Raw genomic sequence first — 16,621 nt, 5'->3', positions numbered from 1 at the left:
ATAGGGGATTAATACATTTTTGATACAGATGTTTAGCAGTCAAATTTATTCCTCTGGACGCTTTTGGGAGGTGGATTTTGTAAGAGGAATTGGAATCATAATGATGGTTATTTCGAACTTTATCACCGATTTGCAGTATTTTCTCAATTATTCAGAGCATCAGATGTTTTGGAGAATTTTTGCCTATACAACAGCATCGATATTTGTCTTTATTTCTGGGCTATCATTTTGGATAAGCTATTCACGAAGCACAAAGAAAAACCCAAGACCATATAAGAAGTACTTGAAGAGATTTGCAAAGCTCTTTGGATTGGGCATTCTTATAACAATCACAACAAAGGTTCTCCTAAGTTCTGGAACGATATACTTTGGAGTTCTTCACTTCCTTGGAGTTGCTAGTTTGTTGGCAATCCCCTTTTATCGCTTTAGAGAGAAGAACATCTTTTTTGCAGTATTCTTTTTGTTGGGAAGTCTAATTGTCTCTAGAATAACTGTTAACTCTCTCCTCCTGCTCCCTATGGGCATAATACCCTCTGAATTTTTCACGCTTGATTACTTTCCAATATTCCCTTGGTTTGGCGTTTATTTGCTCGGCATGACTATAGGTTCTCTTCTCTATCCAGATGGGATGAGAAGGTTTAACTTGAACTTTCCAAAAACGATGCCGGTTGAGTTCATATGCTGGGCTGGGAGAAATACTCTTAAGGTTTACATAATTCATCAGCCAATTCTTGTGGGATTATTACTGCTAATTTACGGTTCCTTGCCAAATTTAAGCCTGTGAGGTGGTTAAATGAAACTAAAAGAGATGCTAAAAGACATGCTAAGGCTTGTACTTTTGATGATGGACGAGATTATAGCTGGGATATTTTTGCTTGTAATCCTCCCATCTGCGGGGATTAGAGTTCCTTTAGCATTGTCTGTTACTGTTATAGCACTTCTCATCATAAAAGACATCGCAATAGTGCCATCTTTCGGACAGATTTTAAGGAAAAAGGCAGAAGTAGGCATCGAGGCATTAATAGGAAAGGAAGCACTTGTTGTTGAGGATTTAACTCCTGAAGGGGTTGTGAAAATTGGAAATGAATATTGGATAGCAGAATGCATAAACGGAAAGGCAAAAGCTGGAGAGAAGGTAAAAGTTGTGGGAGCTAAAGGTTTGAAGCTTCTCGTGGAATGCCGAGAGTAGCTAATACTTGAGCGATCTCTTCTGGATTGTTGGTTGAAAATGAGACGCTCCATCGTTTTGTGTTCAACACAACACAGCCTTTTGCGGGCATATTGAAGTGAATGAATCCAGGGCAACTCATCCATCCCTCGTGAACTTCAAAGCTTATAATGTCTTCAAGCTTTATCGTTTTACGTATTATCAACCCTAACGCTCCCCTAATTCTGATTTCCCTATCGTCAATTTGAATTCTCATGTAAGATCCATCAATTATTAATGGAATAACAAGCGCACCAACAGCAAGCGGAATTCTAATGTCCTCTCCTGCCTGATAAGTAGCCCAAATACCAAAGAGAACTGAAATCATGATTGGCATAAAAATCAGGGAGAGAATCCACTTGCTTGATACCTTTTCTTCATAGAGCATTTTACCACCCATTAATGAAAAAGTTTTCATGAATTTAAATATTATCACCGCAATAGTTTTATCCATTCATGCTAAATCAGTTTCAGGTGATTTTATGGTCAAGAAGATGCCTCTAGATAGGTTAACAGATGATGACATTCGAGAGATTCTCACAAAATACAAGCGAATTGCCTTAGTTGGGGCTTCTCCAAAGCCTGAAAGAGACGCAAACACTGTTATGCGCTATCTTCTAGAACACGGCTATGATGTGATACCAGTCAATCCGAAATATGATGAAGTGCTTGGAAGAAAATGCTATCCTTCAGTGCTTGATATTCCAGGAGACATTGACATCGTTGATATATTTGTAAGGCCTGAATTCACTGAAGAGATCGTTGACCAAGCAATAAAGAAGGGAGCCAAAGTTGTGTGGTTCCAATTCTATACCTATAACAGAAACGCATTCAAAAAGGCAAAAGAAGCTGGGCTTACTGCAGTTGCCCATAGATGCATAAAGCAAGAGCACGAAAGGCTGTTTGGAGATTTGTAGCTAGTATTATCCTTTAAATCTCAGCACGTGAATGTCTCTAACTACTTTGTGTCTTTCCTCAAAATCTGTGTACTTTGCTATGACTTCAAAGCCAAGTTTTTCCAGCCATTTTCTTTCTTTCCTGTATATCCTCCCATCCTTGAGCTTGTATGCTGGAAATACAAATACAACTCTCCCATTCCTTTTAAGCACCTCTCTAAAACTGTCAAAAACTTGATAGTAAAAGCGGTCAAGTTGATTTGCCAGTTGTATGGCCTCTCCCCTTGTGGGATTATACTTGAGGGGTTTTCCCAGCCAGGGCTCTGTAACTATGGCATCAAACTTAATTCTAAAGCAGCGTTTAAGCTTTCTAGCATCACACACTTCTAGGTGAGCGGTTTTTTTGACTCTAAATTCTTTCTTCAACCACTTCAGATTCTCCTTTGCCCCTTTAATTGCCCTGGGATCTGAGTCGCTTCCATATGCATTTAGCCCTTGAAGAAGAAATTCTTGAACTATTGTTCCAATGCCACAGAAAGGATCCAAGAAATTTCCTTGTCTAACCTCTGTCAGATTAACCATTATCCTCGCTAATCTAGGAGGGATTGAAAAAATGGCCCTTTGAACTGGTCTCTCAACATCAAGCTTTTTCAGCTCAAATGGGTCGGTAATTTTTATCGTCTCTCCTACCCAGAGTTTTTCTCCATAGATGAACACAAAATCCTTTGTCTCTGGGAATCCTTTTAGAATTAGTTCAGAGGGCATAGCATAGACCTTGGCTGGCTTAAAGAATTTAGCGGAACCTTCACTCTTGAAGGTTTTCTTTATCTGGCTTCCAAGCTTTCTCCAGAGCTTCCAGTCCTCTTTCCCGTAGATGCTAACTGTAAAAAGCTTTGAATATGTAAGTTCTTGGATAAAGTCTTCCCCTTCACCAACTATCTTCACAAGTTTCAGCGAACCGCCTAACTTATGAAAGAGATGTTCAATCTTTTTGGAGCTTTCGAACACTATCCAGTTGTGAGAGCTCTCGATGATTTTAACTCTAAGTTCAAATCTGTTAGCAAATGCATGAAATTCAGCCTCACTAAGCTTGGGATTTTTCCCTAAGATTACTGCATACATGAATTGAAGCTGGAAATTACTATTTAAAAAGATTTGGCAACCGAAGATTAATAAAGATTAACGTCTAAACAGAGATAAATCAGATCTGGTGATGATTATGCTTATTGAAGAAGCCCTTGCCACTGTTGAGGTCATTCAGAATCCTTACCTAAAGGCTGTTACTTATGCGAGACTCGGGGCGAGATTAGCCCAGGCTAAAAATCCGTTGTATGAAAAGGCATTCAAGAGAGCCCTTGATGTAGTGAGCGAGATAGACGATCCTATTGAACTTTTGAGGACTCTTTTGGCTATTGCATTCTATCTCGGAGAGGCAAACATAAAGTCCTCCAAGAAAATGTTCAGACAAGTTGCTGAAGATGTTGCAAACTTTCCAAAAAAAGTTCGAGATAAGATATTTCAAGAAATGGTTGCATATATGCTCCAGCTCAATGAAGTTGATGAGGCTTTTTATTATGCTACCCAGATTTCAAATGAAAAATTGATGAATGAAATCCTTGTTGAAATTCTTAAGAATCACTTGGAAAACTTAGTTGGTGAGAAAATTAGAGTGCTTCACAGAATGAGGAAAATAAACTTGCTTTTAGAACACATAACAAAAGAGCCGTACAGATCGTACGCAATAGCGGAAGTTATAAAGGCCTATCTTAAAATTGGCGAATATGAGAGGGCAATTTTGATGATTGGAGAACTGAAGAATAAATATTGGCTTAAGCAGACTGTTAAGGAAGTTCTCTTTTATCTCAAGCACAAGAACCTCGACAAGGAATATGCAGAAAAACTCCTTAATGTGGCAATAAACATTTCTGAACAGTATGACATTGACATAAAGGAGGATTTGGCGGTTGTATTTGCTGTAAATGGAGATATTGACCATTCAATAGTAGCCCTTAAATTTGTAAACGATAGAAAGCAGAAGCTTGAAGAGGTCATGAGGATATTACTCCAAAGACGTCCAAAAATTGTTATCCCTTACCTTCAGGCATTGGGTTCAAAAGATGCCGAGTATGCTAGTAAGGTAGTTATGAACTATCTAATTGACCATCCCCTAGAAGAGTACCTTGACATTGCTAAGTATATTTCTGAAAATATTGAGTCAGAGCAGGCTCTGGTGAAGGCTGTCCAATACTACCTTAAGCTGGACAGAATAGTAGATGCAGCACGCATAGCGGGTAGATTAAGGGATAAAAGGCTTAGATCCTTGGCACTTGGAGACATTGCACATTATTTACTTAAGAACAATCAGATTGGAGATGCCCTCGATTTGGTGATTCATGTTGAGGATCCAAAGCTGTCTTCGATATTGATATCTGAAATACTTGTAAAAGTTGTTAATCAAGAGCTTGAGAAAAGAGGTGTTGTAAATGCCAATCCTTGACAAGCTCACAGGAGCTGAGAAAAAGGAAAAAGTTGAGTTTGTATTGAGACTTGTAGACAGGATCCTTACAAATGACGATATCTTTAATGATAAGATACTTTTAACTGATACTGTGGAGGAGATGTACCTTATGCTCCGCCAGCTTGCTTTGGGTTCAAAAGATGATAACTTGCTGAATGCATTTGAGAAGATAGCCATTCTCCGATATTGTCTTCAGAATAGGAGTTCTCTGGATAAGAACATACTGAAAGACGTGAAAAATTCCCTTATCCATGTTGTATCAAGGTGATGCTAATGATTTATGAAATTGAGATCCATACTAACAAGGAGTTTGAGATAATTGACATAACATCAGAGGTCCAAAAAATTGTGAAAGAAAGCAACATACAAGAGGGCATTGCAGTAGTTTTCACAAAACACACAACAACGGCCTTGATTGTAAATGAAAATGAAAAGAGACTCCTTTCAGACATTGAAATGCTACTGGAAAACATTGCTCCAAGAGGAAAGGGATACAAGCATGATAGAATTGACAACAACGCCCATTCCCACCTGCGGGCAATCCTGTTGAATCCAAGTATCACAATTCCAATTAAAGACGGAAAACTAGAGCTGGGAACGTGGCAGAGCATTCTGTTTGTTGAACTCGATGGTCCAAGGCTTAGAAAAATTCTTGTTAAACTATGCACTTGCTAGCTAAATCCTTATTTACTTGGTAGTGGTACTATACCTAGGTGAAATACATGGAGGTAATTTCTACTGGGATTCCTGAGCTGGACTTAGCATTGGGAGGAGGGCTTGTTAAAGGAGGTCTCATTGTAGTCTCTTATGAAAGTGATTTAAACGGTTCTGCTGGATGGATTTTAGGTCTTAAGATATTCAAAAATAGGATTGACAATGAGGATCTGGGTATTCTGATTAACCACAGATACCCACTCTCAAAGCTCTTTAATCGCCTTTCGATAGTAGGGCTGAACGCAGAGGTTATGCTAAGAGAAGGCAGACTTAAGATACTCGATGTGTTCGGCTCGCAGTATGACATCAAGTATCCATACGAAGGAGTTAAACAATTTGGGAGCTTTGATCCAAAGACATACATTCCAAAAATGGTCGAACTCTTTGAAAAGTTGCTAACCCCAGCCCAAATAGAAAACTCAATAGGTGCTATTTTCACTACTGGCGCATTTGCAATGCGGATCGGTGAAGAAAGATACATGGAAATCATAGAGGAATCAATGGCATTCAATGAGAAGCTTAAACTTGAAAAGGGCATCTCATTTCCAACTAGGATTTACTTCCTTAACAAGGACGAAGTGTCCCCAAGATTTTCTGCGTGGCTTTCAAGCATAGCTGATCAAGTAATCTCAATAAGCTCGCATGAAGTGGAAAATAGAATTGGGGGAAAGCTCAGGATAACAAAGTCTATCCTTCCCAACTTTGAGCTTAAGAGCTTTAGATATTGGGTCGTTCGGGGAGGCATAGAGATTCTTTGATTTTTTGCTCATTTTTAATCAAAACACCTATATGAAGTGAGCAACCAATTAATTATTGGGAGCAATGATGCCAGAAGACAAAGATGTCGAGAAGCTTGCAGAGGAGCTGAGGACATTAAGAAAAGCCATGAACGAGCTAATGAGGAGCTTTGAGCTTGTCTCCCAATTAGCCCAGAACTATCTTAGACTAATAAACATTTACGCACAATATGGCGAACTCAGCATTGATATTGTAATTCCAGAAATTAAGCATGATCCAATTGCGAGGGAGATAGTTAAGATAGTATTTGACCTTAAAAAAGCGAACATAAGTCAGATAGCGAGGGAGCTTAAAGCGAGGCGTGGAAAAGGCTCGAGAAATACTGTTAGAGAGAAAGTTGAACTCCTTTTGAAGCTCAACGTTTTCGAAGAAGTAGAGGGCGAGAAAGGAAAGTGCTACACGCTGAGAAAAGAAGTGATCAATAAGTGGTTTGATTTAATCGGAATCCCAATTAGGTTTGAGCGGAAATAATAATTATCGAGGTGATTGAGATGGAGTTTGATGAAAAAGAGTTTGAAAAAGAAATGAAGAAGAAAATCTTCGAGGTTATGGAAAAAGCCGTGGATAGCGAAAGTGAGGTAAAAAAACTGATTGAAGAAACAATAAGGGATCTCACACAACAGCTCAAAGAGGCAAAAAGCGAAGAGGATTTAGAGGTTATAGAAAAGAAAATTGAGATGCTTAAAGAGATGCTCAAGACATATGAGAAGAGCAAAGGAGATGAGGAGGACATTCAAGAACTCAAAGAAGTTATGGGTGTCCTTTCAGAGAGCTTGCCAAAGATAATGGACTCAATATTTGGTCCAATTAAGGAGCTCATAAACGAGGCATACGACCCAGACAAAGCTGAAAAATTCGGTAAAAATGTTGCCAACTTTTATAAAGAGCTTGTTGCAGCGGGAATGGATCCAGATAAGGCCTTTGAGCTTACAAAGGAGTATATGGAAAGTATGAACATAGTGAAGACATTAATCGCTGCATTCATGAAAGAAAAAATGGGCAAAATAAAGGATTTCGAAGAGTTGAAAAAGCTCGGGAAGAGGAAGGTGAGCGAAGACTTTGAGGAGGAGCTGTGATGATCCTTTCCTTTTTCCGGCTTTTGTTTTTGATTCCAAAGTTTTTGTGGAATCTGGCTGGAATTAAGAGGACGATACGGAGAAGCAGACGAAAGTTTAAAAGGGCATTAGTTAGGAATGGCATTCCTAATGAGCTGGCTGAAGAGCTTGCAAATGAGTATGCTCTGTTGGATGAAATTATCTCGCTAAAAACTCTAGCTAAATTTTCAAAATATTCAAGTTTTAAGAGAACCTAGCTTTTCTTTGCGTACTGTGCATAATACACGAGTGCTTTCAGCAGATCGTTAAATCCTTCATATGTGACTAAAGACAGAAGTATAGGTTCTTGTTCTAGGCGCTTTTTCACGATTTGTCTAAGTTCTTCGACTTTCTCTTTTGGGACTAAGTCAATCTTGTTAATTACGACAATTATCGGCTTCTCATATCTGAATTTAAGCAAGTGATGGAGTTTTTCCATTCCCCTATGCAGACCATATTGAGCATCAATCATATGAATAACGATGTCAGATGACGTTATCTCATTTAAAATCTCCTTAAACTTCTCCTCGCTTAGGACTTTGCCTCTAAACTCATATTGCGGATCAAAAAGACCTGCCGTATCAATTAAAACGAATTCATCAGCTCCCCCGAATGGATTCTTCATGCTCTTTGGGATTTTCACCTTTCCAAATGTCTTTCTTATGATGCTCTTTGTGGTTCCTGGAATCTCAGCAGTCTCAGAGACCTTCTTCCCAAGGAGCGCATTCATGAGCGTAGATTTACCAACATTCTCAGCACCAATGATCGCAACCTTTATCATCCCTCTCACCTATAATTATATCACCAAGGGAGTAATATAAGTGTAAAGGTGGTTGAGATGCCAAAGAGAGTAAAGTTTGGTCATCACTACTATTACATTGTTCTCCCCGATGATTTAAAGGATAACAAGTTTCGTGGCAAAAACGTTGTCCTTGAAGGAGTTATAGAGGATAAGCCTACCATAGAGTTCCTTCCCATGGAATTGCCCAGTTATAGGACCACCTTCCGGATAAATGGATTGAAAATTGAGTTTTCTGGAACTCCGTATATTGGCATAGGAGATCAAGTAAAAGTTTATGGCAGATTCGTTGGTGACGGCATAATAGCGAGAGCTATAGAGACTGAAAAGGCATTGTACGTCTCGGAGGAGTAGCTATGATTAAGCTTTTTCTTGAGATAGGGAAGCTTAAAAGGCTGCCGAGAATGGGTTGGCTGCTTAGAGGAATCCCAAATCCGGAAAGTGTGGCAGACCACAGCTTTAGGGTTGCGTTTATTACTCTTTTATTGGCTGATGAGCTTAAAGAGAAAGGCATTAACATTAATGTTGAGAAAGCTTTGAAGATTGCTCTTCTTCATGATTTAGGGGAATCAAAGATAACTGATCTTCCCCTGGAAGCTCAAAGATACATAGACAAGAAGAAAGCTGAAAAAAAGGCTGTTATGGAGCTTTTACTTGAGGTCGGAGACAAAAGTTTTGAGTATTTCAAGCTGTTCGAGGAGTATGAGGAAGAGAGCAGTCTAGAGGGGAGGTTAGTTAAGTTCGCAGATAAACTTGAGATGGTTCTTCAGGCGTATGAATATGAGAAAGCTGGCTTTAGGGATCTTGATGAGTTTTGGTCCGCTCTTGAGTATTTAAAGAAAAGCGAATTCTGTGAACACTTTCGAGAACTCATTAACGAAATTGAAAAGCTTAGGAAAGGTTAATTACTTCTAATGCATAATTTTTTCGGTGATTTTATGGGAGTGAGAAAGCTAGGTGAAGACTTATATCTTTATCCTGGAAGTCCTTCAACCATGATAAAGCTCTATGATGGGAAAGCTGTTCTTGTTGATGTTGGACATGGAAGTGGGAGGCATAAAGATTTGCTGAGAGAAGTTAGAAAGCTCGGAAGCGAGGCTAAAGCTCTTTTGGCAACCCACGGGCATGCTGACCATATAAGCGTGGCTGTAAGGATTAATAAGCCTCTTTTCATGCATCGCTTTGAGTTTTCGATTGCTGAAAGTCCCCTCAACCGAGAGCTTTTAACGTTTGGCTCAAAAGCTCCTAAGGGATTCTTAGTGTTTCAGTTTCCCCATGAGGTAAAGGTGCATGCCGTTTTTGAATGGAATGATGAGCTCTTTGGATTAAATACAATTAAGCTCAACGGCCATTCACCAGGAATGACTGGGTTTATGGATGAAGAAAACGCTGTTATATATGCAGGGGACAGCTTCCTTGGGGAAAGGATAATCCAAGCTGTTGGAGTTCCCTATTTAGTTGATGTTGAATTATTTAAAGCTTCAATTATGCAATTATATAATTATGTAATTGAAGGGTTTCTGCTGGTACCATCTCATGGAAAGCCCGTCAAAGGGGAGGAAGCCGAAAAGCTGCTTGAGTTCAATCTTCAGAGAGTTGAAGAGGCTGAAAAGAAAATTTTAGAGCTGTTAGAGAAGCCAATGAGCATAAGTGAGCTGAGCTATCATTTAGCTAAGGAGTTTAAGGCAAAAGTAACGCCTCAAACATTAGCTTTAAACCAAGTCTCAATAAGGGCATTTATAGCAGAGCTCTATAACAAAGAAATGATTGAAGCTGTTGTTAAGAATGATTTAAAGTGGAAAGTGAGGTGATTGCATGGAGAAGTTTAAAATCACACCAGTTGGAATTGTGAGAAAGGATAAAGTGGAGACGATTCTAGAAATCTTTCCTGAGTTTAAGGATGCCATTGACGGCTTACATGAGGGGGACTGGATTAAGCTTATTCTCTGGTTTCATAAAAGCGACACCCCAGAAAAGCGGCAAATCTTGAAAGTTCACCCATACAACAATCCGCAAAATCCCTTAACTGGAGTTTTCGCTACCCGCTCTCCAGTGAGGCCTAAATCCTTTAGCCATCTATACGGTTCAAATTCACAGAATTGAAGAGAACAGAATTTATGTTGACTGGATTGATGCTGATGATGGGACGCCAATAGCTGATATAAAAATCTTTGTTGAGCGTTTAGACTGTTCAACAGGAAGAAAAGTCGAGGAATGGGAGCTGGACATTGGAAACGCACGGCAGATAGGTGGGCTCAATTTAATTCCAAGGGTAAGCGAGCATCTCGATGAGCTTGAGGAAGTTTCTCCAGAGGAATATATCGCTCTTGTTGTGGAGTTGGGGGCCAAGACAACGCATCTTACAGCTAAAGAGCTTGTAGAACTTATAAAAGTGCTTGAGGAAGTCTATGAAAAGTTGCCAGTGGAGATAAAGGACAAATTGAAATCTCAGAGTTCAAAGCCATTCCCATAACAGATGTAATAATAGGGACAGAACTTGCACATATAGTTCTTCCATCCCTCTGGAGGTTTATCTTTTTCATAATGCTTTTTTACCATGTAGAACTGCTTTACGGTTTCCTTAAACAGCTTCTCGTCATAGGGAATTTCAAAGGCCTTGAAGTTTTTCCCCTTAACTATTGGGAAGTTTGAAAAGTCTATCCATTTCAAAACTCTATGGGGATTCTCGTCAAGCTTTATGTAGTAAAGATAACCATATTCGCTTTCAGCCCATCTTAGATAGATGTTCAGCTGGGCAAGGTGATATTCGTAGGGGAGCCTTGGGAGGGAAGTTTTGCCTTTTATTTCGATGGGAAAATCCCGATAGGCATCAATTCTTCCGTGAATCTCAAAACCCAAACGAGAAGAGCGGAGAATCATGTGCTTTTCAAGCTCAAAGCCAAACCTTCTGCTTAAAATTTCACCCAAAATGTTATGAGTCTTAACACCTTGATTTAGTCTAACTTTGACAAATTCTGGCCACTTTTCGGGATACCCTTTGAGTCTGAAGTATATTCGACGAGGGCATGTCAAAGCCTCACTTGCATAGAACTCAAGCAGCTCATCGCTCATTGCTCTGCCTCCTAGTGAAAGCTAAAGTAGCGTCAGCTAATACCGACGTCATCACCGCTCAGACTGGGCAAGGCCCATCATCCGCTGAATAGAGTATCTAAAGCTTAGCTTAAAACCTTTAGGGTAAGATAAAAGAGCGGAAAAACAGGGTAAAAAATTAAAAATCATGCTTTACTCTTTCTCAAAACAGCAGAATCTCTCTTTATAGAATAGCTCAGCCCATAAGCCGGCCAAATTCCTGGAGGCATTGAGTAATGGTGCAGATTCCTTAAAATTTTCTCCGCGTCTTCTCTGCTTTTTGCAACTATCCTGAGCTTGTCCTTTGTTAAGATAACATCGCCACGAGGTAGTTTCAGAATAATTTTATCGTTCTCAACTTCGGGCTTTGCCCTCATTAAAAGAGCCCTCAAATCTTCATAGGCATCTTCTGTGATTTTTTGCTCCAGAACTCCATCTTTTTTCTTCGATTTAAATATCTTCATAAACCAAAAACTACTCGAGCCTTCTTCATCCATTGTTTAACTCTACCTCCGATTGGTTCTCATTATTCTTATTAGGCCTCTCCCTTTTTAAGCTTTTTCAATCGCTTTTTGCCTAAACGACAAGTTACTACGAAGGATTTATGATACCAAAGAGTTTTAAACATCTCACAAGGAGCTTACATTTGATGAAGAAGAGAAAGACCCAACTCATAAAACCTCGAATAAGGGAGATACTAAGCAAAAAGCTTCCCCAAGGGTTAGTTGATCTTCTCCCTAAGCATTGGGTTCAAATTGGGGATGTTTTGATTCTACCGCTTAGAGAAGAGCTTTTGCCGTACAAATACGAAATAGCCAAAGTTTATGCTGAAGTTTTGGGGGTAAAGACCGTCTTAAGGAAAGGCTGGATTTTGGGAGAATTTAGAGAGCCTCATTATGAGGTTATTTACGGCGAAGACACGGTAACGGTTCACAAGGAGAACGGTATTCTCTACAAGCTTGATGTGGCAAGAGTGATGTTCTCTCCAGCTAATGTTAAGGAAAGGGTTAGAATGGCAAGCATAGCAAGACCAAATGAGCTTGTTGTAGATATGTTTGCTGGAATTGGGCACCTCTCGCTCCCAATAGCAAAGCACTGCAAAGCCAAGGTTATTGCAATTGAGAAAAATCCATACACGTTCAAGTTCTTGGTAGAGAACATTGAGCTCAATAAAGTTCAAGATAGAATGACTGCTTACAACATCGATAATAGAGAGTTTCCTGGAGAGAACATTGCAGACAGAATTCTTATGGGCTATGTGATTAAAACTCATGAATTCATTCCAAAGGCTCTGGAGATTGCGAAAGATGATGCAGTAATCCACTATCACAACACTGTTCCTGAAAAATTAATGCCCAAAGAGCCTTTTGCAACATTTGAGAGAGTAGCAAGAGAATATGGCTATGAGGCTGAGCTTTTGGAAAGCAGGATAATCAAACGCTATGCCCCTGGAGTTTGGCATGTCGTTTTGGATGTGAGGGTGTATAAGAAGTAAGGACGTTTGTATAACCATGATTATTATAATCGGCGTTATAATTGTTATTTTTTAAGAAACCTAATCTCTACAACATCCCCAACCTCAAACTCTCCCCCAATCAGCTTTATCCTTTCTTGGTTGCAGTAAACCCCTATGCCTCTCACTTTCTGCCCATTTGCAAATATCTGGAAATCGGCATTAAAAATTCCAACTCCGTTGGGAAGCTCTTGACTTACTGAAAACTTTGCTTCAAAAATCTCAACTTCTTTTAATTTGCCAAAAACCGCTCCATAGTGGTAGTGAGGCAAGCCGCCTTCAATTGGAGTGCCATCAAAAGATAAGGGCGTTAGATTTTTCTCGCCTCTCCTCAGAGACCTCAGCCAGTAGTAGTGTTCAGCTTTCTCAACAACCTCAAACTCGTTTCCTTTAATTGTGGGCACGAGTTTTAGAATTTTTGGATGCATTAAAAAGCCTCCCCTTGCCCTGTATCTATCTTTGCAATCTCTCAGCTCAAAGTGAGCGTGCTTATCACTCCACGGTCTAAAAAAGCCTGAAACAATTAATTTGCCAATTTCATCTCCCAGATAAACTTTCTCCCCAACTTTAATGCTGGGTTTAATATGAAGGACTTTTAAGCAAAAATCATCAACTTGAAAAATCGTGAGATAGTCTTCCCTAATGGGAACGTATTGTGGAGTCCTAACTTTCTTAATTTCCAGAAGCTTTCCTTCTTCAAATGGAAAAAGAGCTTTCTCATAAAAATAAACATCAACGGCTGTCCCCAGCTTGTGAGCAGGATATGGAGTGTCAAAAAAGCTGAACCATGAATCTTTTGGAACTTTAAATCTAAGCCCCTTAACTTTCGCTATTTCCATCTTTGCTACCCCATAACGGCTCCCAGTCATCGCAAATAGCGTTCATGTGGGTTGTTTTCATGTGCTTTCTACATATTCCTTGGGTAAGAAAGTAGGAATCAATTGGGCCAAACCACCGACAATTTTTGCAAGCTTTTAGTCTCTCGTCCATCTCAGCCACCACTTAGTACCGGCATTACCTTTATTTCATCACCGTCATTGACTATGGCATCTCCTCTCGCAACCTTTCCGTTTACCATTATTATCTTGTCGTGAAGCTTGTCATAGTCTTTGATTACCTCTCTTAAAATCTCATCAACAGTTTTCGGTTTATCAATCTCAACGTAAACTTCGTTGGATTCAGCTAAATGGGCCAAAGCCCCCATGAGCTTAATTCTTATCATGAGCATCACCTAAAGGAGATTTGCACTGGAATTTAAAAAGTTTTTAAACTGCGTCCAGCATTTCAAGGGAACATTGAGAAAAACGAAGAAATAGAGAGAAATCACTGAAGCTTTGTGACTTTCTCAAGCTCTGGGATGACGAAATCAAGCTTGAGCTTCTGAAGTGTTTCCTTAGTTGGGATTCCTCTCTCGTCCCAGCCGCGCATCTTGTAGTATTCACTGAGCAGCTTGTCGTACTTGTCCTCTTCAAGGTGCTTGCCCTTGTATGGTCCGCTCTTGAGTCCTTCGATGAACCATCTCTTTGGTGGGTAGTCCATCTTTCTGCTCCAGTTGCCGTTGAATTCTCTAACCCAGTAAGCTCTAATCAATGCATAGAGCCTGTCAGCTGCTGCAAAGAGGTCATCCCATGTGTATGTAACTCCAGTTATTGCCTTGAGGAGCTTTGGATAGTAATCAATGTTCAATCCAAGCTCAATCCATGGCAATCTACATGCAGAGAGCATCTCAAAGAGTCCACCTCTGTATCTCTGCAGTTCAATGACCTTTGCGGCCTTCTCTGGGCCATAGGTAATCTTGTATTCAACTTTCTTTGCTTGCTCTCCTTCAATTGGTGCTGTACCAATTTCCCAAGCAATGACCCATGCCTCCTTGTGGTGGGCACCTATTGATGAGGTCGCGAAAGCTAATGCCATTGCTGGGTAGATATAGCTGTTGTATCCGCTGACTTCTAATCCTTTAACGTGCATTGCAAAGTTCTCTCCGCCTTCCACTTTTTGAGCCATTCTCATTACACCTTCAGCGGCAAAGTTTCCAAGCTCGCTGCTCCTGAATGCAATCTCTTTGACGAGCTCTTTTGCTCCTTTGTAGTCTCCGAATGTTGGACCTTCTTTGAGAAGTCCTCTCTCAACCGCTTCCATGATGAATGCTATTGAACCGCCAAGGGAAATGGTGTCAAGACCGTACATATCAGCGAGTCTGTTCAAAGTAGCAACCTTGTTGAGCTGTCCAATTCCGAGGTTTGAACCTAGCAAAGCGACGTTCTCATAATCAAGCTCGCTCTCAAGGCCTTCAGCATCGAGAACAACATTTCCACATGGCATATTACAATATGGACAGCCTCTCTGTTTGACTTTCATTCCTTCTAAGGTGTATCCATCAATTGACCTTGCGAACTTGAATGAACCGTCTTGGAAGTTGTATGTTGGCAGTGCAGAATTTTCATTTGTCCACTCAATTGCAGCCATAGTTCCCTGCCTGTGCCAGAACTCATAGGTTGGCTTGCTTTGGATTTCTTCATAAGCCTCTTTGCTAAGCTTTCTAAGCTCATCCTTGTCAGCAACGGGTATATCTTTTGTACCCTTGATTACGATTGCCTTGAGCTTCTTTGAACCCATTACAGCACCGATACCTGGTCTTCCACCAGCTCTGCCTTCTTGAGACATGATGACAGCGTACTTAACTAAGTTCTCTCCACCGGGTCCAATGCTTAATATACCAACGTTTTTGCCGTGTATTTCTCTCAATTTCTTTTCAGTCTCAAATGTGTCAAGTCCCCAAAGTCCCTCAGCACTGAGGATGCTCACGTTATCATCTTCAATGTACAAATATACGGGCTTCTTAGCTTTGCCCTCGATAACGATGGCATCATAACCAGCTTTTCTCAAGTGAACAGTTGCCATTGTCCCTAAGTTACCGTCACCATAACCACCGGTGAGCGGGCTCTTTGCGGCAACTACCAGCTTTCCGCCACTTGGAGTCGAGAGGCCATTAAAAGGTCCAGCAGCTATAACGAGCTTGTTCTCTGGGCTTAGAGGATCAACACCCTTAACTTCATCCCAGAGAATCTTTGCAGCTAACCCCCTACCACCGATGAAAAGCTGAGCGACCTCTGGAGAATACTCCTGCACTTTAACTTTGTTGTTAGTTAAATCAACTCTTAAAATTCTGCCCCACCAACCTTTCATAGAAATCACCATATTTCATAATGATAAAATTCTATAAAAGCTTTGAGTTCACAAAAATCTTTAACCGTTCTGTTTTGAGAAAATGCAAACATTTAACAAACTTTGCTCAAATAAGTTTTTCTGTTTATCAAAATTTTTCGAAGCTTTTACATAATAAAATGTGCAAAACGAATACTTTGCGTTCATCGGTGTTCTATTTCGAAACATAGAGTAAGAAAGATGTACTTTGAGATACATTTTAATCACACTTTTCTTAACCGAAAACTTTATAAAGCTTGGCTACATATGTAATAATGAAGTTACATATGCAGAGGTGGTTCGACATGAGAAAGAAAATATTGGGTATTGGGTTGTTAGCTTTGGTAGTTGGTTTGGTGTTTGGAGCAGTTGCAGCATATCAGGGAGTGCCTGAAAATACAGCACAAACAACAGACGGTTGCATGTGTGGAAGCTTTGTTCAGGCAAGATACATGCACGGTCAAAATGGTGACCATGGAAAGGGAACTCCCCAGTTTATGGGACTTGGAGTTAAGGGACAGTATCTCGGAGAGGCAGAGATTGATGAAAAGCAAGTGCAAGAATACTTAAGCAACGTTACCATTGAGAAGTTTGTGACCCCAAGAGGAATCACAGTACAAAAGCTGGTGCTTGATGGACAGTACATCGGAAAGATAGTAGGCGACTATGACATCAGCTCACTTGAAGTGTACAAAGCATACGAGACCCAGAATGGAATAAAAGTCTTCCTAAGCTATGATGGAAACATTGTGGGGTTCTTCCTCATGAAGTGATTCTTTTCCTCTTTT

General features: G+C 40.1%; 25 protein-coding genes. 17 read left to right on the top strand and 8 right to left on the bottom strand.

Going from position 1 to position 16,621, the window contains the following annotated elements:
• Positions 1–28: 28 nt before the first annotated feature.
• The gene (locus tag E3E24_RS03965) at positions 29–784 is read left to right on the top strand and encodes a heparan-alpha-glucosaminide N-acetyltransferase (RefSeq protein ID WP_167886036.1); all 756 of its coding nucleotides are present in this window, start codon (positions 29–31) and stop codon (positions 782–784) included.
• Between the two features lie 9 nt (positions 785–793).
• A complete protein-coding gene (locus E3E24_RS03960; protein ID WP_167885748.1) occupies positions 794–1,189 on the top strand; it encodes an NfeD family protein in 396 nt (131 codons plus the stop codon).
• Here E3E24_RS03960 and E3E24_RS03955 read toward each other — a convergent pair.
• Positions 1,152–1,595, bottom strand: coding sequence for a hypothetical protein (locus E3E24_RS03955; RefSeq protein ID WP_167885747.1), 444 nt, complete (start codon positions 1,593–1,595; stop codon positions 1,152–1,154). The genes E3E24_RS03960 and E3E24_RS03955 overlap by 38 nt on opposite strands.
• Before the next feature lie 94 nt (positions 1,596–1,689).
• Between E3E24_RS03955 and E3E24_RS03950 the strand changes: the two genes are divergently transcribed.
• On the top strand, positions 1,690–2,124 hold the full coding sequence (locus tag E3E24_RS03950; protein ID WP_167885746.1) for a CoA-binding protein: 435 nt from the start codon (positions 1,690–1,692) through the stop codon (positions 2,122–2,124).
• A 6-nt stretch (positions 2,125–2,130) separates the two neighbouring features.
• On the opposite strand, the gene E3E24_RS03945 is transcribed toward E3E24_RS03950, so the two are convergent.
• Positions 2,131–3,225 carry a TRM11 family methyltransferase gene (locus tag E3E24_RS03945; protein ID WP_167885745.1) on the bottom strand — a complete coding sequence of 365 codons (1,095 nt, stop codon included), beginning with the start codon at positions 3,223–3,225 and terminating at the stop codon, positions 2,131–2,133.
• A gap of 91 nt (positions 3,226–3,316) precedes the next feature.
• On the opposite strand from E3E24_RS03945, the gene E3E24_RS03940 reads away from it, so the two are divergent.
• The 7 genes from E3E24_RS03940 (at position 3,317) to E3E24_RS03910 (ending at position 7,445) form a co-directional block, all read left to right on the top strand.
• On the top strand, positions 3,317–4,600 hold the full coding sequence (locus E3E24_RS03940) for a hypothetical protein (RefSeq protein ID WP_206205308.1): 1,284 nt from the start codon (positions 3,317–3,319) through the stop codon (positions 4,598–4,600).
• Positions 4,587–4,889, top strand: a complete 303-nt coding sequence (locus E3E24_RS03935; protein WP_167915680.1) for a hypothetical protein — start codon at positions 4,587–4,589, stop codon at positions 4,887–4,889. Before E3E24_RS03940 ends, E3E24_RS03935 begins: the two co-directional genes overlap by 14 nt.
• Before the next feature lie 5 nt (positions 4,890–4,894).
• A complete protein-coding gene (locus E3E24_RS03930) occupies positions 4,895–5,296 on the top strand; it encodes a secondary thiamine-phosphate synthase enzyme YjbQ (protein ID WP_167915679.1) in 402 nt (133 codons plus the stop codon).
• Between the two features lie 47 nt (positions 5,297–5,343).
• Positions 5,344–6,093 (top strand): hypothetical protein, encoded by a 750-nt coding sequence (locus tag E3E24_RS03925; protein WP_167915678.1) that lies wholly within the window; start codon positions 5,344–5,346, stop codon positions 6,091–6,093.
• Between the two features lie 67 nt (positions 6,094–6,160).
• The gene (locus E3E24_RS03920; RefSeq protein WP_167915677.1) at positions 6,161–6,604 is read left to right on the top strand and encodes an ArsR family transcriptional regulator; all 444 of its coding nucleotides are present in this window, start codon (positions 6,161–6,163) and stop codon (positions 6,602–6,604) included.
• Between the two features lie 20 nt (positions 6,605–6,624).
• Entirely contained in the window at positions 6,625–7,209 is a 585-nt protein-coding gene (locus E3E24_RS03915; RefSeq protein ID WP_167915676.1) for a hypothetical protein, read from the top strand.
• Positions 7,209–7,445 (top strand): hypothetical protein, encoded by a 237-nt coding sequence (locus E3E24_RS03910; protein WP_167885739.1) that lies wholly within the window; start codon positions 7,209–7,211, stop codon positions 7,443–7,445. The genes E3E24_RS03915 and E3E24_RS03910 overlap by 1 nt, the downstream gene beginning before the upstream one ends.
• Here the strand turns inward: E3E24_RS03910 and E3E24_RS03905 are convergent.
• Positions 7,442–8,008 (bottom strand): Era-like GTP-binding protein, encoded by a 567-nt coding sequence (locus tag E3E24_RS03905; RefSeq protein ID WP_167915675.1) that lies wholly within the window; start codon positions 8,006–8,008, stop codon positions 7,442–7,444. The two genes, E3E24_RS03910 and E3E24_RS03905, sit on opposite strands and share 4 nt — an antisense overlap.
• A gap of 57 nt (positions 8,009–8,065) precedes the next feature.
• Here E3E24_RS03905 and E3E24_RS03900 point away from each other — a divergent pair, with 57 nt between their 5' ends.
• The 5 genes from E3E24_RS03900 to E3E24_RS13045 are packed head-to-tail and all read left to right on the top strand — an operon-like array spanning position 8,066 to position 10,499.
• Entirely contained in the window at positions 8,066–8,380 is a 315-nt protein-coding gene (locus E3E24_RS03900; RefSeq protein ID WP_167885737.1) for a GTP-binding protein, read from the top strand.
• Positions 8,381–8,382: 2 nt separating this feature from the next.
• Positions 8,383–8,931 carry an HD family hydrolase gene (locus E3E24_RS03895; protein WP_167915674.1) on the top strand — a complete coding sequence of 183 codons (549 nt, stop codon included), beginning with the start codon at positions 8,383–8,385 and terminating at the stop codon, positions 8,929–8,931.
• A 33-nt stretch (positions 8,932–8,964) separates the two neighbouring features.
• The gene (locus tag E3E24_RS03890; protein WP_167915673.1) at positions 8,965–9,837 is read left to right on the top strand and encodes an MBL fold metallo-hydrolase; all 873 of its coding nucleotides are present in this window, start codon (positions 8,965–8,967) and stop codon (positions 9,835–9,837) included.
• Between the two features lie 4 nt (positions 9,838–9,841).
• On the top strand, positions 9,842–10,129 hold the full coding sequence (locus E3E24_RS13050) for a TrmO family methyltransferase (protein WP_346766011.1): 288 nt from the start codon (positions 9,842–9,844) through the stop codon (positions 10,127–10,129).
• Positions 10,101–10,499, top strand: coding sequence for a TrmO family methyltransferase (locus tag E3E24_RS13045; protein ID WP_346766017.1), 399 nt, complete (start codon positions 10,101–10,103; stop codon positions 10,497–10,499). The genes E3E24_RS13050 and E3E24_RS13045 overlap by 29 nt, the downstream gene beginning before the upstream one ends.
• Here E3E24_RS13045 and cas4 read toward each other — a convergent pair.
• Together cas4 and E3E24_RS03875 are read right to left on the bottom strand one after the other, a co-directional pair.
• The gene (gene cas4, locus E3E24_RS03880; protein WP_167885734.1) at positions 10,475–11,098 is read right to left on the bottom strand and encodes a CRISPR-associated protein Cas4; all 624 of its coding nucleotides are present in this window, start codon (positions 11,096–11,098) and stop codon (positions 10,475–10,477) included. The two genes, E3E24_RS13045 and cas4, sit on opposite strands and share 25 nt — an antisense overlap.
• A 164-nt stretch (positions 11,099–11,262) precedes the next feature.
• The gene (locus tag E3E24_RS03875) at positions 11,263–11,613 is read right to left on the bottom strand and encodes a hypothetical protein (RefSeq protein ID WP_167885733.1); all 351 of its coding nucleotides are present in this window, start codon (positions 11,611–11,613) and stop codon (positions 11,263–11,265) included.
• Positions 11,614–11,765: 152 nt separating this feature from the next.
• Here E3E24_RS03875 and E3E24_RS03870 point away from each other — a divergent pair, with 152 nt between their 5' ends.
• On the top strand, positions 11,766–12,611 hold the full coding sequence (locus E3E24_RS03870) for a class I SAM-dependent methyltransferase family protein (protein ID WP_167885732.1): 846 nt from the start codon (positions 11,766–11,768) through the stop codon (positions 12,609–12,611).
• A 44-nt stretch (positions 12,612–12,655) separates the two neighbouring features.
• Here the strand turns inward: E3E24_RS03870 and E3E24_RS03865 are convergent, their stop codons facing one another.
• The 3 genes from E3E24_RS03865 to for all read right to left on the bottom strand — a co-directional run bounded on the left by E3E24_RS03865 (position 12,656) and on the right by for (position 15,815).
• Positions 12,656–13,468, bottom strand: a complete 813-nt coding sequence (locus tag E3E24_RS03865; RefSeq protein WP_167885731.1) for a hypothetical protein — start codon at positions 13,466–13,468, stop codon at positions 12,656–12,658.
• Between the two features lie 152 nt (positions 13,469–13,620).
• A complete protein-coding gene (locus E3E24_RS03860; protein ID WP_167886034.1) occupies positions 13,621–13,851 on the bottom strand; it encodes a MoaD/ThiS family protein in 231 nt (76 codons plus the stop codon).
• Between the two features lie 101 nt (positions 13,852–13,952).
• On the bottom strand, positions 13,953–15,815 hold the full coding sequence (gene for / locus E3E24_RS03855) for a tungsten-containing formaldehyde ferredoxin oxidoreductase (protein ID WP_167886033.1): 1,863 nt from the start codon (positions 15,813–15,815) through the stop codon (positions 13,953–13,955).
• A 293-nt stretch (positions 15,816–16,108) separates the two neighbouring features.
• On the opposite strand from for, the gene E3E24_RS03850 reads away from it, so the two are divergent.
• Complete coding sequence (locus E3E24_RS03850) at positions 16,109–16,606, top strand: hypothetical protein (RefSeq protein WP_240912528.1); 498 nt, start codon at positions 16,109–16,111, stop codon at positions 16,604–16,606.
• Positions 16,607–16,621 lie beyond the last annotated feature (15 nt).

This window comes from Thermococcus sp. LS2 (assembly GCF_012027375.1).
In the GTDB taxonomy this organism is placed as follows: Archaea; Methanobacteriota_B; Thermococci; order Thermococcales; family Thermococcaceae; genus Thermococcus_B.
The sequence above is the reverse complement of the archived record's forward strand: the minus strand, read 5'-3'. Positions and strand labels throughout refer to the sequence as shown.

Excerpts from the sequence above, each read along its gene's own strand:
- E3E24_RS03965 (WP_167886036.1), top strand. The coding sequence starts at position 29 with ATGTTTAGCAGTCAAATTTATTCCTCTGGACGCTTTTGGGAGGTGGAT.
- E3E24_RS03960 (WP_167885748.1), top strand. The coding sequence starts at position 794 with ATGAAACTAAAAGAGATGCTAAAAGACATGCTAAGGCTTGTACTTTTG.
- E3E24_RS03955 (WP_167885747.1), bottom strand. The coding sequence starts at position 1,595 with ATGCTCTATGAAGAAAAGGTATCAAGCAAGTGGATTCTCTCCCTGATT.
- E3E24_RS03950 (WP_167885746.1), top strand. The coding sequence starts at position 1,690 with ATGGTCAAGAAGATGCCTCTAGATAGGTTAACAGATGATGACATTCGA.
- E3E24_RS03945 (WP_167885745.1), bottom strand. The coding sequence starts at position 3,225 with ATGTATGCAGTAATCTTAGGGAAAAATCCCAAGCTTAGTGAGGCTGAA.
- E3E24_RS03940 (WP_206205308.1), top strand. The coding sequence starts at position 3,317 with ATGATTATGCTTATTGAAGAAGCCCTTGCCACTGTTGAGGTCATTCAG.
- E3E24_RS03935 (WP_167915680.1), top strand. The coding sequence starts at position 4,587 with ATGCCAATCCTTGACAAGCTCACAGGAGCTGAGAAAAAGGAAAAAGTT.
- E3E24_RS03930 (WP_167915679.1), top strand. The coding sequence starts at position 4,895 with ATGATTTATGAAATTGAGATCCATACTAACAAGGAGTTTGAGATAATT.
- E3E24_RS03925 (WP_167915678.1), top strand. The coding sequence starts at position 5,344 with ATGGAGGTAATTTCTACTGGGATTCCTGAGCTGGACTTAGCATTGGGA.
- E3E24_RS03920 (WP_167915677.1), top strand. The coding sequence starts at position 6,161 with ATGCCAGAAGACAAAGATGTCGAGAAGCTTGCAGAGGAGCTGAGGACA.
- E3E24_RS03915 (WP_167915676.1), top strand. The coding sequence starts at position 6,625 with ATGGAGTTTGATGAAAAAGAGTTTGAAAAAGAAATGAAGAAGAAAATC.
- E3E24_RS03910 (WP_167885739.1), top strand. The coding sequence starts at position 7,209 with ATGATCCTTTCCTTTTTCCGGCTTTTGTTTTTGATTCCAAAGTTTTTG.
- E3E24_RS03905 (WP_167915675.1), bottom strand. The coding sequence starts at position 8,008 with ATGATAAAGGTTGCGATCATTGGTGCTGAGAATGTTGGTAAATCTACG.
- E3E24_RS03900 (WP_167885737.1), top strand. The coding sequence starts at position 8,066 with ATGCCAAAGAGAGTAAAGTTTGGTCATCACTACTATTACATTGTTCTC.
- E3E24_RS03895 (WP_167915674.1), top strand. The coding sequence starts at position 8,383 with ATGATTAAGCTTTTTCTTGAGATAGGGAAGCTTAAAAGGCTGCCGAGA.
- E3E24_RS03890 (WP_167915673.1), top strand. The coding sequence starts at position 8,965 with ATGGGAGTGAGAAAGCTAGGTGAAGACTTATATCTTTATCCTGGAAGT.
- E3E24_RS13050 (WP_346766011.1), top strand. The coding sequence starts at position 9,842 with ATGGAGAAGTTTAAAATCACACCAGTTGGAATTGTGAGAAAGGATAAA.
- cas4 (WP_167885734.1), bottom strand. The coding sequence starts at position 11,098 with ATGAGCGATGAGCTGCTTGAGTTCTATGCAAGTGAGGCTTTGACATGC.
- E3E24_RS03875 (WP_167885733.1), bottom strand. The coding sequence starts at position 11,613 with ATGGATGAAGAAGGCTCGAGTAGTTTTTGGTTTATGAAGATATTTAAA.
- E3E24_RS03870 (WP_167885732.1), top strand. The coding sequence starts at position 11,766 with ATGAAGAAGAGAAAGACCCAACTCATAAAACCTCGAATAAGGGAGATA.
- E3E24_RS03865 (WP_167885731.1), bottom strand. The coding sequence starts at position 13,468 with ATGGAAATAGCGAAAGTTAAGGGGCTTAGATTTAAAGTTCCAAAAGAT.
- E3E24_RS03860 (WP_167886034.1), bottom strand. The coding sequence starts at position 13,851 with ATGATAAGAATTAAGCTCATGGGGGCTTTGGCCCATTTAGCTGAATCC.
- for (WP_167886033.1), bottom strand. The coding sequence starts at position 15,815 with ATGAAAGGTTGGTGGGGCAGAATTTTAAGAGTTGATTTAACTAACAAC.
- E3E24_RS03850 (WP_240912528.1), top strand. The coding sequence starts at position 16,109 with ATGAAGTTACATATGCAGAGGTGGTTCGACATGAGAAAGAAAATATTG.